Source organism: Halomonas sp. 113, from assembly GCF_904067645.1.
In the GTDB taxonomy this organism is placed as follows: Bacteria; Pseudomonadota; Gammaproteobacteria; order Pseudomonadales; family Halomonadaceae; genus Vreelandella; species Vreelandella titanicae.
The window spans coordinates 84,324-102,221 of the sequence record NZ_LR881453.1 but is presented as its reverse complement, the minus strand read 5'-3'; the positions used below and the strand labels follow the sequence as shown (position 1 = coordinate 102,221).

Genomic DNA, 17,898 nt, shown 5'->3' with positions numbered 1-17,898 from the left:
CGCGCTTTCGGGCAGCAACAGGTCACCAAGCGCCTTCAGTACGACAAGTTTTGGTAACAATCAATACTCGTATAACGAAAAGCGTGGGGTGGGGCTCACTCACTGATAATCTCCCAATGGCCCGACTTATCTGACCCTACTCTTTTCAACCTGCCCGCTTGCTGTAACTTGGCCATCGCACGGCCAATAGTACGTATGTCTTTCCCTGTGGTGTCGGCTATTTGCTGGCGAGTAATCGCCGGGTTGTGCTGAATTAACGCCATGATCGCTTCAGGTGTTTTTAGTCCAGAGACATTTACAGGGGCGTTTACAGGGACATTTACAGGGGCGTTTTGTACTAGTGTCTGAGCGATGACCGATAACATAAAATGAATAAAGGGCGTGCTCTCGGCTTGCTGATCTGCTTGTTCGAGCGCTTGGTAATAGCGCTGCTGGTTGTCTTTGATAACGCTTTCCAGCGGCAACGATAAAAACAGCGGATGCCATTGCGACAAAATCAGCGTTTGCCACAAGCGTCCCATGCGACCATTGCCATCGTTAAAAGGATGGATAAATTCAAACTCGTAATGAAATACACTGCTGGTAATTAAAGGATGGTCTTTAGCCTGTTTTAGCCAATGGGTTAAATCCGCCATTAGCCCCGATACCTGATGAGCAGGTGGCGCAACATGATGTACTACATTCCCTTTGTGGATGCCCACCGCTTTATGCCGAAACTCGCCAGCATTTACCAGAATATCCGACATCATCAAGCCATGGGCGGTGAGTAAGTCATTGATGCTATCAGGTTGCAGCTTGGGTAAGGCATCGTAAGCCTGAATCGCCCCTTTGACCTCAGCCAACTCGCGCACACTCCCCATCACGCGCTGGCCGTCTACAATCGCGGTGACCTGCTCTTCAGTCAGGGTATTGCCTTCAATCGCCAACGTTCCGGTAATGGTTTTAATGCGGTTTTGCTTGCGCAACTGAGGCGAAGCATCCAGTGCATTAGCGTTCAGTCTGCCCACTTGCTCGCTGATCTCTGCGACCAGATTGAGAATATCGGCGGTGATGGTAAACGGGGGTTTATAACTCATGGGTTTAATCATCCCCCCACACATTCAGAATTTAATTCTGATCCTATCACACGTGGAATTGCAGGGAAGATTAAGGACAACAAGGTGGGCCATGCCAAATAAAAAATGCCCGACTTAATAAGCCCGGCATTTTTAACACTAATGCTGAGAATTAAAGATCAACCTGACCTTTGCTGGTAAAGGTGCCGTCTTCCACAGCCATCTCGACCACCACGCCAGGCACGTCGCCGTTGTCATCGAACTCATGCGAACCAGAGGCGCCTTCGTAGTTGATGTCGGTGCCTGCGGCAATCAGCTCAACCGCTTTTTCCCACTCGCCGGGCAGAATGACCTCGCCGGGGGCGCTGGAAACACTACGCAGCGCTTCGGAAAGGCCTTCACGCTCCGCGCTGCCGTTCTGCTCAATCGCCAATGCGATCAGGAAAGCGGCATCGTAGGCCTGGGCGGCAAATACTGCGCTTGGATCGAAGTCAGCAGCTTCGGCGGCTTCGATAAAGATTTCGGTGCCGGGCAGGTCAGGGCTGCCGGGGCGCGTGGCGATCATACCATCCAGCACGTCTGCACCGATGGCTTCAATAAGGCTATCGCCGACCATGCCGTCAGCACCTACGTACTGGGTAAACATACCGCTTTCATAGGCTTGGCGCAGCACGGTCTGACCCGAGGTGTCGGCGTAGGCCAGCACGACGAGAGTATCCACGCCACTGACTGACAGTGAGCCTAGCTCAGAGCGATAATCCGCGCGGTTATCTTCGTGGGCAAGGTTCTCAGTAATCTCACCTCCGCCGGCTTCAAAAGCAGCGCTAAAGGCGTCAGAAAGCCCCTGACCATAATCATTGTTGACATAAGTGACCGCCACTGCGTCGATACCTTTTTCAAGCAACAGCTTGGCAAGAATCTCGCCCTGGAAAGCATCCGACGGCACGGTACGGAAGACGAGATCATTATCGTCCAGCTCAGATACCGCAGGGGCAGTAGAAGCGGGCGACACCATCAACACACCACCGGGAATGGCGGCGTTATTAGCCGCAGCAATGGTCGCACCAGTACACAGCGCACCGACAATCGCGGTGACATTTTCAGAGTTCACCATGCGGTCGGCGGCGTTAGAGGCAGCCGATGCATCGGAACAGGTGGTATCGCCAGACGGCATCACCAACGTTTGGCCATCTAGAATGCCGCCCTGCTCATTGATCTGCTCTACAGCTAGCTGAGCACCTTCAAAAATGGGTGGCGTTAAACTTTCGATTCCCCCGGTAAAACCGCCCAAGAAGCCAACTTTGACCTCTGCCTGTGCGAACCCGGTCATTGCCAGGGTTGAGGCCGCCACAGCGGTGGCTAATGCGCGCTTATTGATCATATTATTTGTCGCTCCCAGTGTCGTAAAAAGTTGTGCAATTTTTTAGTGTGCCTCAGCGGACAATCGTTAAGGCTGCTATTAATCTGGAACTGGAACGGCAAAAACACAAGCAACGCTTTCTAACGCTCGTCGCCTTCTTCAAGATATCGCCTGCGTTCAGCGAGCTGCTTTTGAAGGCGTTTGCGTCGGTAAAGCCGCACCAGCGCAATCGTTAACGCGGTGACCAGCATGGCGGCCAGCACCACACCCTGCCAAGGGCGTGCGGCGTTTCCCATCACAGTTTCCAGGGTAATAATCAGTATTAGGCCAATCGCCTGGGATCCGATCGCTAGCGCGCGCAGCTTATCGAAAGCGGGTGAGGGCATAACGTCTCCGTAATTTTCAGCTCAAATGATATGGTCTCCTAGTGTACCTGCTTCGCAGCATGCTTAACTGGGAACCCGAATTAAAAACCTACGTTGAAAACCTGAACGGGAAATCCATGAACGCCATTGCTCTCGGCCCGCTACTGATTTCGCTACCACGCCTGTACGCCGTTGGCTGCGCGCTGCTGCTACTGCTCTGCGCGCGCTTCTTGCTAGGGCTGCCTCGCCCGGCTCAGCAGCGCTGGTTTACCGGGCTTATTATTGTTTGGTTAGTGGGCGCTCGAGTGGGCCATATCCTGCTCAACCTGGATAGCTATAGCGTCGCCCCACTTGAAGCGCTCAAAGTCTGGCAACCCGGCTACCATGGCCTGTGGGGGATGACGGCTGGCTTGGTATGGACGGCCTGGACGCTGCGGGCTCGGTTACTGGCCATGGGCGGAGCAATGGCCATGCTGATCGCCGCTTCTAGCCTATGGCTGGTGCTGGTCACCCTGGCGCCCCTGGGCAATGACTTTGCGGTTGACGCCCTACCGGAGATCACCCTTGAGGATGTGGAAGGCAATGACGTGCATCTGCCCTCACTGACCGACAACGCTGACCTGATTATCGTCAACCTGTGGGCGACCTGGTGCCCTCCCTGCCTGCGTGAAATGCCGCTGCTCGAGGAGGCCGCAAAACGCGATGGTGTCAGCGTGGTGGTTGCTAACCAAGGCGAAGACCTACTGCCCATGGTGCGCTACCTGGATGAGCAGCAGCTTGAATTTCGCTACGCCCTGCGTGACCCCAGCCAGCAGCTGATGGCGCTTTTTCAAGCACCGGGATTGCCCACCACAGCGCTGTTCGACGGCCAGGGGAACACCCTGGATATCCACGTTGGCGAGCTTACTCGCGCCCAGCTGGATCGCTGGTTACAAGATTGATGCCGATACACCTTAATCCCCCCGCTGCTTTGCGTTAGAATCCCCCGCCCTGTTGCTGCCGGCGCTCACTACCGGCGGCAGTCGACCCGTTTTGCAGACTCTCCCGAGGCATCATGAGCGATTTTTCTCCCGGCCAACGCTGGATTAGCGACGGCGAAGCCGAGCTTGGGCTCGGTACCGTGCTTAACTGCGACGCCCGTAGCGTTACCATTTTGTTCAGTGCCAGTCAGGAAACCCGTACCTATAACACCCGCCAAGCCCCGCTGACCCGCGTTATGTTCGGCAGCGGCGACCGCGTACTCTCTGCTGACGGCTGGCAGATCGTTGTCGATGACAGCAAAGAGTCCAACGGCCTGATCACCTATATCGGTGAAGACAAGGAAGGCAATCTGCGCGAGCTGCCCGAGGCCAAACTCGCCGATACCATGCAGTTCGACCAGGCTCGCGACCGCCTGCTGACCGGCCAGGTCGATCGCAACGACTGGTTTGATTTGCGCTTTCGTACCCTGCACCACTATCAACGTATCGAGCAGCACAGCGCGCTAGGCTTTTCCGGGCCGCGCATCGATCTGATACCCCATCAGCTCTACATTGCCAATGAAGTGGCCAACCGCCATGCACCCCGGGTACTGCTGGCGGATGAAGTGGGCCTGGGTAAAACCATTGAAGCTGGCCTGATTCTGCACCGCCTGCTGCTCAATGGCCGTGTTGAGCGGGCGCTGATTCTTGTGCCCGACAGCCTCACTCACCAGTGGCTGGTCGAGCTGCTGCGGCGCTTTTCGCTCAACGTCTCGCTACTGGATGAAACCCAGAGCCAGGCCCACGGCAGCGCCAACCCCTTTGAGAGCGCCCAGCTGGTGCTAGCGAGCCAGGGCTGGCTATTTGCCAACCCTCAGCGTCAAGAGCAGGCACTGGCCAGCCAGTTCGACCTGCTGATTGTTGACGAAGCGCACCACCTCGACTGGAGTGAAGAAGGCAGCGGCCCCGGCTATCGGTGCGTTGAACAGCTTTCGGCGGTGATTCCCGGCCTGCTGCTGCTCACCGCGACCCCCGAACAGATGGGTATCAAGAGCCACTTTGCCCGCCTGCGGTTGCTGGATAGCGAGCGCTACCACGATCTTGAGCGCTTCAAAGCCGAAGAGAGCCACTACACCGAAGTGGCCCGCGCCATCGACGCCTTGGAGGCACTGCCTGACGACCCTAGCGCCCGTAGCGACGTCTCCGCGGTAGCCGATGACCGCGACAGCCAAGCGCTGCTGGCCATCCTGTGCAACCCGGAGGCAAGCAAAGCGCAGCAGGACACCGCTCGCGACCAGCTGAGCGAAGCGCTGCTGGATCGCCACGGTACCGGTCGAGTGATGTTCCGCAACAGCCGCCGTCACGTAGGAGGCTTCCCGGAGCGGCGCTTAAACCTGGCACCGTTAGCGCTGCCTTCGGCCTACCGTCGCGTGGTGCGCCGCTTAGAGCGCGACGACGACTACCTCGACGAGCTGTTGATCGAGACCGGCATGGATCACCCCGACGTGCTGATCTACCCCGACGCGGCCTACCGCGAGCTCAGCAATGATCCCCTCAATGGCGAAGACTGGTGGCACATCGACCCGCGGGTTAACTGGCTACTGGAAAAGCTTAGCGACGACAGTGAGAGCGGCTTCGCCAACGAAAAAGTCCTGGTCATTGCCCACCACCGGGAAACCGCTGAAGGCCTTGCTGAAGGGCTACGGGTGCTGGGCGGCTACCACGCGCCGGTGTTCCACGAAGACCTCTCCCTGATCGAGCGTGACCGCGCGGCGGCGGCGTTTGCCGATGAGGATGAGGGCGTACAGGTTCTGGTCTGCTCGGAAATTGGCTCAGAGGGGCGCAACTTCCAGTTCTGCCGCCACCTGGTGATGTTCGATATGCCCCAGCACCCAGATCAGCTCGAACAGCGCATTGGCCGCCTGGATCGCATCGGTCAGCGCCACGCTATTGAGCTGCATATTCCTACTTTTGAGGGCAGCCCCGGCGAGCGCCTGCTGCGCTGGTACCACGAAGGTATGGATGCTTTCAGTGCCCCCCATGGGGTCGGCAACGAGCTGTTTGATGCCTTTGGTGACGCCCTGGCTGATGCCTTGCTGGATGATGAGGCACTTGACGAGATCATCGCCGAAACCCGCACGATGTTTAGCGCCAAGCTGGCGGAGCACGATGCGGGCCGCAACCGACTGCTGGAGCTCAACGCCTGCCGCCCCGCCCGCGCTCAGCAGGTGATCGACGCGGTGCGCGAGCTTGACGATGACGCCGCCCTGCCGCGCTATCTTGAGCGAGCGTTGGATATTTTCGGCGTGGATAGCCAGGAGATCGGCAAGGGCTTAATGCACCTGCAGCCCAGCCAACATATGCTGGATGGCCTGCCGGGCCTGGTTAAAGGTGAAGAGGGCTTTACCGCCACCTACAGCCGCTCCCAGGCGCTGGCCCGTGACGATGTGCAGCGGCTCTCCTGGGAACACCCACTGCTGCGTGAAATGATGGGTCGGGTGCTGGATGGCACCATGGGCAACTCGGCGCTGGCGCTACTGCGCCACGACGCCATTCCCAGCGGCCGCTTGATGGCCGAGCTGGTGTTTCGCACTCACTGCCCGGCACCCAAGAAGCTGCATCTTAACCGCTTCCTGCCACCCACCGCGGTGCGTTTGCTGCTGGATGAATCGGGCGCCAACCTGACCAGCAAGATCTCCTTCACCGGCTTGGGCAAAAACCTGCAGAAGGTCAACAAGTCGCTGGCGCGGGATTTGATCAAGAGCCGTCACGACCAGCTGCGTGAACTGCTAACGCAGGGTGAAGGCGAAGCCGAGCGCCAGTTGCCCAGCATCGTCGAGAACGCCGAAGCGCGTATGCGCACTCAGTTGGACGCCGAGATTGCCCGCTTAACCGCCCTGGCTGAGCACAACCCGGCGGTGCGCAGTGCGGAAATCGACGCGCTAAAAGATGAGCGCAAGGCACTTAGCGAAGCCATTGAAAACACCCGCCTGCGGCTGGACTCAGTACGGGTGATTATCACCGTTGATGCCGACCGCTAAAGGATCGCCTCAAGCGCCTTGTCCAGGGTGGGGTATTGGAAGCTAAACCCTGCCTCTTCCAGGCGCACGGGGCGCATATCTGCTCCGGTCAGCAGTAACCGCGACATTTCTCCAAAGCCCGCTTTTAATACAAAAGCGGGTACTGGGAAAATGGCCGGGCGATTGAGGTGACTGGCCAGGGTTTTAGTGAAGGTGGCATTAGTCACTGGATGCGGGGCACAGCCATTGAAGGCACCGCTCAAGTCCTCTTGATTGATGAGAAACAGGATCGCCGCGACTAAATCGTCGCGGTGGATCCACGGCATAAACTGCTCACCGCTGCCAAAGCGGCCACCCAGCCCCCACTTAAACGGCGGCAGCATCCTCTCCAGGCTGCCTCCACCCGCCTCTAGCACTAGGCCAATGCGCACAATCGCCAGCCGCACGCCCATGGCCTCAATAGGCTTAGCGGCTGCCTCCCACTGTTTGCACAGCCGATGGGCAAACTCATCGTTAGGCATGGTCTTCTCAGTCACCACGCGCTTGCCCTGATCGCCGTAGTAGCCCATCGCTGAACCCGATACCATCACCTTGGGCAGCGGCTGGCCGTTAGCTTTGAGCTGCTCGCAAAGCGCCACCAACTGCTCGGTCGCCGCCACCCGGGAGTTAATCAGCTTGGCTTTCTGCTCATCGCTCCAGCGCTTGGCGGCAATCGGCTCACCGGCCAGGTTAACCAAGGCGTCCGGCGGCGATTCAATAAACGCCTGGGCGCTATCGCGAATGTCACAATTGTTCGGCAAACGATCCCGCACTTGGTGAGGCGAGCGGGAGACCACCTGCACCTCGTGACCCTGTTCAACTAACTGCCGGCATAGTCGCTGGCCGACAAAGCCACTGCCTCCGGTGATTAATACACGCATGGGGTTTTGCTCCTGTTGGTGGCATCGTTGAAATCCTGCATAGCCGCCTGGCCGACACTTACCTATCAGGCTAGTTCACGCGGCCGGCAGGCGCACAATGATGATCAAAAGCGCTGCTTATCGCTGGCGCTATGCGCAGCCATCAACTACTTGCGCACATGATTTCTTATACAATGCAAGTGGCCTGGCTCTGTGCGGCGACAGCTTCCGCGACGGCCGCGTTGAGGATGCTTGGCTATCCGGCCACCGTTTAGGAAAGGCGCTAATAGGCCGGTCGGTTCAATAAAGAGCGAGCTTAAATGATTAAGAAGGATTCTTATAAAGGTTGTACCGGGTAGCGACAAGTTGTACAAATGGGCATACAGTATCGTGCTAATGTTTAGTTTTTAAATCAGGCAACCTTTAAATGGAACATGAATCACCTTCGCCGCGGCGAACAATAACAAGCCCCTGCAGCGCCGCACTGCAGTCAACGAAGAGGTACTGGCGCCCATGAGTCTTAAGGCGACCCACCCCCCCGATACGCCACTCTATCCGATACGCGAGGTTTCTCGCTTAACTGGGGTGAATTCGGTCACGCTTCGCGCCTGGGAACGACGTTACGGGCTAATTCGCCCCCAGCGCACTCCGAAAGGTCATCGTCTTTACGCTCAGGACGACATCACCCGCATCGAACGCATCCTGCAGTGGCTCAATCGTGGTGTGCCGGTCAGTCAAGTCGCCGACTTGCTTGACCAGCCAGAAACAATTGAAGCCCCGTCACCTGATGCCGGAGACTGGGCGAGCCAGCGCCAGCAGTTGCAAGCTATTATCGAAGCGTTGGATCTCGCCAAGCTGGAGGCGTTTTATCATCAGAGTTTGGCGCTCTACCCACTGAGCGTGGCCATTAATGAACTCTGGCAGCCAGTTATTTTGACCTTAGAAGCCAAGTGGGCCATTCAGGCAGACCAGCTTGTTCGCCGCACGTTGGAAGCCTTTCTGCGCAGCCAGGTGGGCATCCGCTTGCACTATGCCAATCAGGCTACCCGTGGCCCGCTGATTCTACTCAACGCCATGCCCGACGACCCCGGCCCGCTGTGGGTACTGATGTCGGCGCTAATGGCCAGCGAGCAAGGCTACCGGGTGCAGATGCTTGACCACTCGCTGCCGCTTGAGGATCTTCCACAGGCAGTGGCGCGGCTGCACTCGTCCATGGTGCTGCTCTCTAGCGGTCAGCGGGAGAGCGATAGCTATATCAACCAGGCGCTGCCTAAAGCGGCTGAGACGCTTAACGTACCCATCGGCGTATGCGGCGAAGTGGCTCGTCTGCGCGAAAACGATTTGCGCGATGGGCCAGTACACATGCTGGGCGATGACCTGCCTCAGGCGATTGCCCGGTTGCGCCCGCTATTACGCGAGTCGGGCGTACTCTAGCCAGCACGCTTTTATCCTGGCCGTTCGCCCATGTGGCGACCGGCCATTTTTTTGTGCCGCAGGAGCCCCCTATGACAGGTGAGCGTATGAAACATCAGTTGATATGGCTGCGCAGTGACCTGCGTATTGACGACAACAGTGCCCTCGCCGCCGCCGCGGCTAAGGGCCCTGTGATAGCGGTGTTTTTGCGCAGCAATGCCCAGTGGCAACAACATGGCCACGGCGCTAATAAGCTGGATTTTTGGGCGCGCGGCGTCGCTAGCGTCAAAACGGCGCTTAACGGTTTGAATATTCCGCTGCTGCATCGCGATATTGAACGTTATGACCAGGCACCCGAGGTGCTGCTTGAGATCGCTCGCGAATATGATGTTGAGCAGTTGCACTTCAATCACGAGTACGCGCTCAATGAGCGCCACCGCGACCAGGCTGTGCAAGACGCCTTCAAACAGGCCGGGATTACCGCACAAGGCTACCACGATGCCATAGCGTTTGCCCCCGGCAGCCTGCTAACCGGGAAGGGCGACTACTACGGGGTATTTACACCGTTCTCCAAGGCGTGGCACAAGCAGGTCAGCGCTGATCAGTTGGCGCTGCGCGCGACGCCACAGGTACAAGCGGCGCTGGATATTCAAAGCGACCTGCTGCCTGAACTTCCCAAGCTTGATAGCTCCCCTATCGATGGGCAGCTGTGGCCAGCCGGTGAAAATGCCGCGGCGGATAACTTAGCGCGCTTCCTACGCTTTCGTGGTCGTCACTATAACGCCCAGCGCGACCTACCGAAGGTGCGCGGCACCAGTGAACTGTCGCCCTATCTAGCGCTAGGCATGATCTCCCATCGCCAATGTTTACAAGCGGTGATGAGCGAAAACGGCGACCACTTAGCCGATGGCGATATCGGCCTTACTACCTGGGTCAACGAGCTGGTCTGGCGAGAATTTTACCAGCACGTAGCGGTGGGTTTTCCACAGGTGTGCCGCTACCAGCCCTTTCAGGAGCATACCAAGCAACTAGCTTGGCGTGACGATGACGAAGGCTTTCAGGCTTGGTGCGAGGGGCGTACGGGATATCCCATTGTTGATGCCGCCATGCGCCAATTAGTGAACACCGGCTGGATGCATAACCGACTGCGCATGATCACGGCGATGTTTTTAAGCAAACATCTACTGATTGATTGGCGACGCGGTGAAGCCTTTTTTATGCGCCACTTGATTGACGGTGAATTCTGCGCCAATAACGGCGGCTGGCAATGGGCGGCCTCTACGGGTACTGATGCTGCGCCCTACTTCCGTATTTTCAATCCCACCACCCAATCCACCCGTTTTGATGCGGACGGTGAGTTTATTGCCCACTGGCTGCCTGAGCTTGCCAAACTACCCGCCAAAGCGCGCCACGCGCCACCTCATGATCTGCTTAGCGACGTCGATTATCCAGCGCCTATTGTCGATCACAAGGCAGCACGTCAGCGCGCCTTAGAGGCATTTAAATCGCTCTCTAAATAAATCTGTTGTAGCAACTACTAGGGAGACCGTGATGGCTGAGCCTGCGGTATTAGAGGCGTTCTGCGCCTTTTTTAATAAACTAGACAACACCTGTACAGAAAAGCTATACGAGGTATATACTGAAAATATAATTTTTAGTGACCCGCTGCACCATATTGAAGGTCGCGACGCGTTAGCGCTTTATTTTTCAACCATGTATGAAAATGTCGAGCAGTGCCACTTCACTTACCACACTCGACAGTTACAGGGTCAGCAAGCATTTGTCACCTGGAGCATGACGTTTATTCATCCCCGATTGGCAGGTGGCCAGCCTGTCAATGTGGAAGGCTGTAGCGCACTTACCTTTGCCGCCGATGGGCGCGTGGAGCGTCATCGCGATTATTTTGATGCGGGCGCCATGCTTTACGAACATTTACCGCTGATGGGAAGCGCCATTCGCTGGTTAAAAAAACGCCTTGCCTAAGCGATAACATCACCGCAGGGCACCCGAGGAGGCTTAATGAGCACATGGAAAACGCCCCAACGCATTTGGTTAACCGGTGCCACCTCCGGCATTGGTGAAGCGCTTGCACGTAAGCTCATCGCCCAAGGCCACCAGGTAGTGCTTAGCGCGCGCAGTGACGAAGCACTCGAAGCTCTGTGCCGGGGCCACCCCAATGCCCACCCTCTCCCGCTGGATATCAGCGACCGTCAAGCAGTGCTCAAGGCGGGTAACGACATCCGCGAGCAGCTCGGGGCGTTAAATTTGGCGCTCTTTAATGCCGGCACCTGCGAATATCTGAATGCTCAGCAGTTCGATATGGACTTAGTCGAGCGGGTTTTGAAGCCCAATCTATTCGGCACCTTGTACGGTGTCGAAGCCGCACTGCCGCTGTTGCGCGCGGCGCGCAAAGAGGGCCTCCTGGCTCGGTTAGCCGCCACCTCCAGCGCTTCAGCCTATTTACCGCTACCTCGTGCGGAAGCCTATGGGGCGTCTAAAGCCGCGGTAAGTTACTTTTTAGAGTCGCTGCGCTTAGACCTTGATCAGGAGGGCATTGAGGTCAGCCTGATCCACCCTGGCTTTGTGAAAACGCCGCTCACCGAACGTAATGACTTCCCTATGCCGATGCAGGTAACGGCAGAGCAAGCAGCTGATGCCATTATCGCGGGGCTGGTGAAGGGGCGGCTGGATATCCACTTTCCATGCCGGTTTACCTATCTGGTCAAATTGCTGGGCATTTTGCCCCCCACTGTGCGCCGTCAGATTGGCCTGCGCATGACCCGCAGCCAAAAGGAGTCGTCATGAGCGCCATGGCATCGCAAAGTTCTGGGGCATCACAACGTATTGCCATTGTTGGCAGCGGTATTAGCGGCATGGCAGCAGGCTGGTACCTCTCCGCCCAACATGACGTCACGCTGTTTGAAGCAGATTCACGCCTGGGAGGGCACACCGCCACCATGGACGTGAACGTTGCGGAACACTCCTACGCTATTGATACCGGCTTTATTGTCTTTAACGACTGGACCTATCCGCACTTTCAGCGCCTTATGGCCACCCTGGGCGTCGCCTCACAAGCCACCGAAATGAGTTTCTCGGTACATGAAACAGCGCGGGATTTTGAGTACAACGGTCATACCTTGGGCTCGCTGTTTGCCCAACGACGCAATTTGTTTAATCCCTCTTTTTATCGCCTGCTGGGCGACATTCTGCGCTTTAACAAGCAGGCCACCAACGCGCTGGAGAGCCAACAGCTTCCCGAACATATAACCCTGGGTGAATACCTGGATCGCAACCACTACAACCGCGATTTTCAGCAGCGCTACTTACTGCCCATGGGGGCTGCCATCTGGTCGGCCAGCATCAGTGATTTACGCGCTTTCCCGCTGGCGTTTTTTGTGCGTTTTTTTCGCAATCACGGCCTGCTATCGGTCAACCATCGCCCCCAGTGGTACACCCTGGTGGGCGGTTCGAAAAGCTATATCCCCGGTCTGACGGCGCCCTATGCATCGCGTATTCACCTCAAGACACCGGTCACCCGAATTACCCGCAACAGTACCGGCGTTAGTATCACCACGCCCTCCGGAACCCAGCGCTTTGACCAAGTAGTGCTCGCCTGCCACGCCGACCAGGCCCTGGCCATGCTGGGCGACGCCAGCGGCGACGAGAAAGCGATCCTCGGCGCCATGCCGTACCAGGATAACGAAGTGGTGCTACATACCGACACCGCCCTGCTGCCGCGGCGCAAGCGCGCCTGGGCGAGCTGGAATTACCGCCTGGATCAGCGCGATAGCGAAGCACGGGTATCGGTCACTTACGCTATGAATATCCTTCAACGGATAGAGAGCGACACCACTTTTTGCGTGACCCTGAACGACAGCGCCAGCATTGATCCAAACAAGGTGCTGGGCCGCTACACTTACGCACACCCCCAGTTCACCCTGGCTGGCCAAGCGGCTCAGGCACGACACGCCGACATTTCGTCTACGGCCCATCGCACCCACTTTTGCGGTGCTTACTGGCGTAACGGCTTCCACGAAGACGGCGTGTGGAGCGCACTGCGGGTGGCGCAAGCGTTAGGCTGTGATGAAGCCGCCCCGCCGCCTGCGCCACCTTCCGCGCTACCTGCCCATGAGCTGCTAACGCCGCAAGGTGTCGAGGGGCTGAGTTGATGGCTAGCATGCTGACTGAAATGACAGCTGGGATAACCACCCAGCCACGCTCGCGTATTTATCGTGGCACCCTACGCCACCGGCGCTTTACGCCTAAATCCCACGCCTTTAGTTACCAGCTATGGATGGCCTGGCTGGATTTGGACGAGCTGCCCGAGCTGTTCGACAAAGTGCCCGGCTTTAGTGCCCGTCGCCCTGCGCTGGCGCGTTTTCGTCGCGAAGACTATCTGGGGCCGGTTGATCGCCCGCTGAAAACCGCCGTTCGCGAAGAGCTAATTCGGCAGTTGGGAAGCGCGCCTAATGGCCGTATCTGCGTGCTTACCCAGCTACGCACGCTGGGCTGCATGTTTAACCCTATTTCCGTCTACTACGCTTACGACCACCTGGGGCGACTGACAGCCGTATTAAGTGAGGTCACCAATATGCCCTGGCGTGAGCGCACCTGCTACGCCAGCGCGGTGGATCCCTCACGCCATAGTCACCAAGCACATTTCGATAAAGACCTCCACGTCTCGCCGTTTAACCCCATGGAGATGACTTACCGTTGGAAGTTTAATGCACCCGGCGAAAAGCTCTTTCTGCATATGGAAAATTGGCAGGATCAGCAGTGCCATTTTGATGCCACGTTGACCCTTGACGCCTCACCCGCCACCCGCGTCACGTTGCTAAAAGCCTTGGCTCGCCAGCCATGGATGAGCCTGAAAACCATTGCGGGTATTCATTTTGAAGCACTTCGCCTGTGGCTGAAGCGCGTCCCCGTTTATAACCACCCCAAGCGCAAGGAGACTTCAAAGTGACGACCCTGCGTTCCACGCCCCCTAACCTTCAACCGGTTGCCGAAAGCCGCTTAACCAAGTGGCTAAAGCCACGCCTAATGGCCCAACTGGACGCCTTTCGCGGCGGTCGTATCACCCTGATTGAAGGCGATCAGTGTCATCACTTGGGTCAGCAAGGCCCGCTGCAGGTGACCGTGGTGATACGCCACTCCCGCGCCTGGAAGCGCCTTGCCTTTGGCGGTACAGTGGGGGCTGCAGAATCGTATATGGACGGCGATTGGGACGCCGACGATCTGGTCGCCCTGGTACGGCTGTTCGCTGCCAACCTTGAGCATGTGAATGGGAAAATGGAGAACGGCAGCGCTCGCATTGCCCGCTGGCTGCTGGGTGCCGCCTACCGCTTTCAGCGCAACAGCCTAACTGGCTCGAAACGCAATATTGCCGCCCACTACGATATTGGCAACGATCTGTTTTCGACGTTTTTAGATCGCCACCACTGGATGTATTCAAGCGCCGTGTTTCCCTATCCCGAAGCCAGCTTGGAAGAGGCCTCTACCTACAAGCTCGACTTGATGCTGGAAAAGCTCGATGTGCAGCCCGAGCATCACCTGCTAGAGATTGGCACTGGCTGGGGAGGGCTGGCGATTCATGCAGCCAAAACCCGTGGCTGCCGTGTCACCACAACCACCATTTCGGACGAGCAGCACGCCCATACAGCAAAACGCATCATGGAAGAGGGGCTGGAGGACAGAATCACCCTGCTTAAGCAGGATTACCGGGAATTGACCGGCCGCTATGACCGGCTCATTTCGGTAGAGATGATTGAAGCGGTGGGGCATCAGTACCTCGATACCTACCTCAACAAGCTGGATAGCCTGCTGACCGACGATGGGCAGGCCATGCTGCAAGCCATCACCATCCGCGATCAGCGCTTTGAAGAAGCTAAACGCGATATGGACTTTATCAAGCGCTACATTTTTCCTGGCGGCTTTCTTCCCTCGCACCACGCCATGTTAACCAGCGTTATGCGTAAAACGTCGCTGAACATCGTCGCGCTGGATGAAATTGGCCCGCATTACGCGCGCACATTACGCGAGTGGCGCCACCGCTTCGAAGCCAGCCTGGAGCAGGTGAGAACACTGGGCTACGACGAGCGCTTTATTCGCATGTGGCGTTACTACCTGTGCTACTGCGAGGGTGGTTTTATCGAGCGCTCCATCGGCACCTGCCACCTACTGCTGGCGAAACCCGCGGCGAAACCCCTTCCGCTCACAGGTGCGCTCTAAATGGTATCGTGCAAGTGGCAGACGCTGGTGTTGAATGCCCTGCGCTTTGAGGCTGGCTGGCTACTATGCGTACTCGGTGGTTCATGGGTAGCAGCCTTTGCAGGGGGCAGCCTGTTGGCCTGGCATCTATGGCGCTGCGCGTGGCCCGGAGAGTGGCGCTTTATCGCCGGATTTGCGCTGCTGGGACTAGTGATTGATGGAGGCTTGCAATTACTAGGTGGTTTCGATTTTAACGATCAAACGCTGGTGCTAGGGCTTCTGCCGCTATGGCTATGGATGCTCTGGCCGCTGTTTGCCACCCTGGTCTATCACTCACTGGCCTGGCTGTGGCGCTACCCGCTGCTAGCCGCGCTATGTGGTGCCATTAGTGGCCCACTCTCTTATTATGGCGGCGCACTACTGGCAGAGGTGACCCTGTCGGCTTGGTTACTGCCCGCTCAGGCGCTCGTTTGGGCGTTGCTTTGTGTGGGTATTAGCTATTTTAAGCCTATGAGGCAGAGGGGACGGTGACTGGTGCAGGCACCAGACGTTTTTCCAACTCAGCGGCGGCAAGCGGCCGAGCAAAGTAGAACCCCTGTACGGACGTGCACCCGGCATTAACCAAGAACTGACACTGCTCTTTGGTTTCAACACCTTCGGCAATCACTCCTAGCCCCATGCCTTCCGCCATCGCTAGCACCGCCTTAACAATCGAGGCGTCCGCCTGATCGTGCGGCAGCTCTTTAATGAAGGCCCGATCGAGTTTAATTTTGTCCACCGGCAAGCGCTTCAAATAGCCAAGCGACGAATAGCCCGTACCAAAGTCGTCGATGGCAATCGCAAAGCCTTGATCCCGTAGCGCCTGCAAGCGTGGCCCCATATCCCCCGCACGCTCGTCGAGTAGCACCGACTCCGTCAGCTCTAAGCCAATTTGCGAAGACTTCAGTTGGTAACGCTTTAGGCAGGTCGTCAGTTGGCTCTCCAGGTCACCTTGAAACAGCTGCAGTGCCGAAATATTGACCCAAATTGTTAGCTTGGGCATAGCACTATTACGCCAATGGGCCTGCTGGGCACAGGCTTTTTCGATCACCCAGGCTCCCAGTTGACTCATTAAACCATGCCTCTCGGCCAACGGAATAAAGTCGCCTGGGGAAATCATGCCATCCTTGGGATGGCGCCAACGCAGTAACGCCTCCATGCCCACCAGCTCGCCGCTGGCAGGGTCATGCTGGGTTTGATAATGCAGTTCCAACTGGTCACCGGAAATAAGCGCGGCGCGCAGGTCACTGACCAGCGCCAGTTGAGGATTATCCTGCTTATCCAGCGCCGGGCGAAAGCGCTGACTTAAGTTACGTCCTAGCCGTTTGGCGCTATAAAGCGCCGACTCTAAGCGCTGGAAGAGTACGCCGGAGTCGTTACCATCTTCAGGCACGCGACAGCTGCCAATCGTGAGCCCTAAGCGCAGCGAGTGGTCGTTAATTTCAAAGGGCCGACTCATATGCTCACGCAGGGTGGCTACCCACTGGTCGTGATCGTCAAAAGTGGTGGTACGGATTACCATAAACTCATCGCCGCCCAGGCGCCCTACCACGCTCCCTGCTACATAGCCTGTTAGCCGCTGGGCAAAACGTGCTAACAGCCGATCACCCTGCTCAACCCCCAGGCTATCGTTGACTGATTTCAAACCATCTATATCCACCAGCGCCATATCCAGGCTCTCACCTGCGCGTAAATGGCGCAGCCGAGAGGCAAGCAGATCGTGGAGACGGCGACGGTTAGGCAGCCCAGTGAGAGGGTCCTCATAGCCGATACGGCGTAAATCGCGCTCACGAGCTTTTTGTGCCGAAATATCGGCAAACAAATTAATAAAATGGGTAATGTTGCCGCGTTTGTCGGTCACGGCACGGACTTTTAGCCACTCGGGGTACTCGTCGCCGTGTTTACGGCGGCTCCACATTTCACCTTCCCAGCGGCCGGTGCTTTTTAGCGTACTCCAAAACGTTTGATAAAAGGCTTTGTCATGGCGCGGGGCTGCCAGTGTCTCCAGCTTCAGCCCTTGAATCTCTTGGCTGGCATAGCCGGTAATTTCGGTAAATGCTGGGTTAACCACCATCACGCGATTTTGCGCATCGCTAATCACCATGGCATCGCTGGCAAGTCTTAACGTATCTTGCGACAGTCGCAGACGTAGCTGCTGTTGACGCACTTGTTTCCAGGCGTCCCACAGCCCAAGCGCGACCAGCGATGCTGCCACCAGACGTAGCATCGCATCAGGTATCCAAACACAGGCGGGAAGCGCCGTCAGTGCGACCCAAACTAACGGACGATTGAGTGAAACAGGAAGCCACATGGCGATTCGCTATACCCTATACAAATTAACTCAGATAAAAATTAGCGTTAGGTGCCATGCTGATCATGCCGCCTAATAAGTCACTTGGATACTCTATATTACGGCAATGGAACACTTATTGTGCATAATCGGCTATTAATGAGCCAAGCCGCTCACTTTTAGTGCTATCGGCCAACCCGCTAAAATCTCTAGTGATGGACGATAAATAGCCTGTTACGTGCATTCAGCGGTTTCGGGAAGTAGACTAGCCACACAACCAATTTGATA

At 57.0% G+C, this 17,898-nt stretch carries 15 protein-coding genes; 10 read left to right on the top strand and 5 right to left on the bottom strand.

Annotated features, from left to right (window positions below):
* Window positions 1–95: 95 nt before the first annotated feature.
* From YERSI8AC_RS00570 to YERSI8AC_RS00560, 3 genes are all read right to left on the bottom strand, one after another.
* On the bottom strand, window positions 96–1,076 hold the full coding sequence (locus tag YERSI8AC_RS00570) for a Fic family protein (protein WP_138800116.1): 981 nt from the start codon (window positions 1,074–1,076) through the stop codon (window positions 96–98).
* Between the two features lie 151 nt (window positions 1,077–1,227).
* A complete protein-coding gene (locus YERSI8AC_RS00565; protein ID WP_138800115.1) occupies window positions 1,228–2,436 on the bottom strand; it encodes an ABC transporter substrate-binding protein in 1,209 nt (402 codons plus the stop codon).
* A 119-nt stretch (window positions 2,437–2,555) separates the two neighbouring features.
* Window positions 2,556–2,801 carry a hypothetical protein gene (locus YERSI8AC_RS00560; RefSeq protein ID WP_138800114.1) on the bottom strand — a complete coding sequence of 82 codons (246 nt, stop codon included), beginning with the start codon at window positions 2,799–2,801 and terminating at the stop codon, window positions 2,556–2,558.
* Between the two features lie 116 nt (window positions 2,802–2,917).
* Here YERSI8AC_RS00560 and YERSI8AC_RS00555 point away from each other — a divergent pair, with 116 nt between their 5' ends.
* Both YERSI8AC_RS00555 and rapA read left to right on the top strand, forming a co-directional pair.
* Window positions 2,918–3,721 (top strand): TlpA disulfide reductase family protein, encoded by an 804-nt coding sequence (locus YERSI8AC_RS00555; protein WP_159175904.1) that lies wholly within the window; start codon window positions 2,918–2,920, stop codon window positions 3,719–3,721.
* Between the two features lie 113 nt (window positions 3,722–3,834).
* A complete protein-coding gene (gene rapA / locus YERSI8AC_RS00550) occupies window positions 3,835–6,780 on the top strand; it encodes an RNA polymerase-associated protein RapA (protein ID WP_039860224.1) in 2,946 nt (981 codons plus the stop codon).
* Here the strand turns inward: rapA and YERSI8AC_RS00545 are convergent.
* The gene (locus tag YERSI8AC_RS00545) at window positions 6,777–7,679 is read right to left on the bottom strand and encodes a TIGR01777 family oxidoreductase (protein WP_027958783.1); all 903 of its coding nucleotides are present in this window, start codon (window positions 7,677–7,679) and stop codon (window positions 6,777–6,779) included. The two genes, rapA and YERSI8AC_RS00545, sit on opposite strands and share 4 nt — an antisense overlap.
* Window positions 7,680–8,171: 492 nt before the next feature.
* Between YERSI8AC_RS00545 and YERSI8AC_RS00540 the strand changes: the two genes are divergently transcribed.
* The 8 genes from YERSI8AC_RS00540 (at window position 8,172) to YERSI8AC_RS00505 (ending at window position 15,812) form a co-directional block, all read left to right on the top strand.
* Window positions 8,172–9,092 (top strand): MerR family transcriptional regulator, encoded by a 921-nt coding sequence (locus tag YERSI8AC_RS00540; RefSeq protein WP_009288159.1) that lies wholly within the window; start codon window positions 8,172–8,174, stop codon window positions 9,090–9,092.
* A gap of 86 nt (window positions 9,093–9,178) precedes the next feature.
* The gene (phrB, locus tag YERSI8AC_RS00535) at window positions 9,179–10,591 is read left to right on the top strand and encodes a deoxyribodipyrimidine photo-lyase (protein WP_159177879.1); all 1,413 of its coding nucleotides are present in this window, start codon (window positions 9,179–9,181) and stop codon (window positions 10,589–10,591) included.
* A gap of 31 nt (window positions 10,592–10,622) precedes the next feature.
* Window positions 10,623–11,054 (top strand): nuclear transport factor 2 family protein, encoded by a 432-nt coding sequence (locus YERSI8AC_RS00530; protein WP_022520889.1) that lies wholly within the window; start codon window positions 10,623–10,625, stop codon window positions 11,052–11,054.
* Between the two features lie 36 nt (window positions 11,055–11,090).
* Window positions 11,091–11,876: an SDR family NAD(P)-dependent oxidoreductase gene (locus YERSI8AC_RS00525; protein WP_159175903.1), complete on the top strand. Its 786-nt coding sequence runs from the start codon at window positions 11,091–11,093 to the stop codon at window positions 11,874–11,876.
* Entirely contained in the window at window positions 11,873–13,240 is a 1,368-nt protein-coding gene (locus YERSI8AC_RS00520) for an NAD(P)/FAD-dependent oxidoreductase (protein WP_159175902.1), read from the top strand. Before YERSI8AC_RS00525 ends, YERSI8AC_RS00520 begins: the two co-directional genes overlap by 4 nt.
* Complete coding sequence (locus YERSI8AC_RS00515; protein ID WP_236557218.1) at window positions 13,240–14,037, top strand: DUF1365 domain-containing protein; 798 nt, start codon at window positions 13,240–13,242, stop codon at window positions 14,035–14,037. Before YERSI8AC_RS00520 ends, YERSI8AC_RS00515 begins: the two co-directional genes overlap by 1 nt.
* Window positions 14,034–15,302: an SAM-dependent methyltransferase gene (locus tag YERSI8AC_RS00510; protein ID WP_159175901.1), complete on the top strand. Its 1,269-nt coding sequence runs from the start codon at window positions 14,034–14,036 to the stop codon at window positions 15,300–15,302. Before YERSI8AC_RS00515 ends, YERSI8AC_RS00510 begins: the two co-directional genes overlap by 4 nt.
* A complete protein-coding gene (locus YERSI8AC_RS00505; protein ID WP_022520893.1) occupies window positions 15,303–15,812 on the top strand; it encodes a DUF2878 domain-containing protein in 510 nt (169 codons plus the stop codon).
* Here YERSI8AC_RS00505 and YERSI8AC_RS00500 read toward each other — a convergent pair.
* Window positions 15,790–17,631 carry a putative bifunctional diguanylate cyclase/phosphodiesterase gene (locus YERSI8AC_RS00500; protein ID WP_022520894.1) on the bottom strand — a complete coding sequence of 614 codons (1,842 nt, stop codon included), beginning with the start codon at window positions 17,629–17,631 and terminating at the stop codon, window positions 15,790–15,792. The two genes, YERSI8AC_RS00505 and YERSI8AC_RS00500, sit on opposite strands and share 23 nt — an antisense overlap.
* Window positions 17,632–17,898: the final 267 nt, after the last annotated feature.